This is a genomic window from Photorhabdus africana (assembly GCF_035181445.1).
Classification (GTDB): Bacteria; Pseudomonadota; Gammaproteobacteria; order Enterobacterales; family Enterobacteriaceae; genus Photorhabdus; species Photorhabdus laumondii.
In genome coordinates, this window is record NZ_JAXBVE010000336.1 from 1 (window position 1) to 223 (window position 223).

Annotated in this window: 1 protein-coding gene; it reads left to right on the top strand. The window is 46.2% G+C overall.

What is annotated here, in order from left to right; all coding sequences use genetic code 11:
- The coding region (locus SLS51_RS23990) for a transposase (RefSeq protein WP_323840943.1) at positions 1 to 223 on the top strand (223 nt) is incomplete at both ends.

Sequence of the window (223 nt, forward strand, 5' to 3'; positions counted from 1 at the left end):
CTAAAATTGCCGTTTGCCACAATCTCCGTATTCCCCGTCATCGCGTATTTCAGGGCGTCGCACAGCGAGGGAAAACGAGTACTGGCTGGTTTTATGGCTTTAAACTTCATCGGGTTATCAATGATTGTGGTGAACTTTTGGCGGTTAAGTTGACCTCAGGAAATAAAGATGATCGTCATCCCGTCAAAGCACTGGTACAAGGGTTAACAGGGTGTTTGTATGG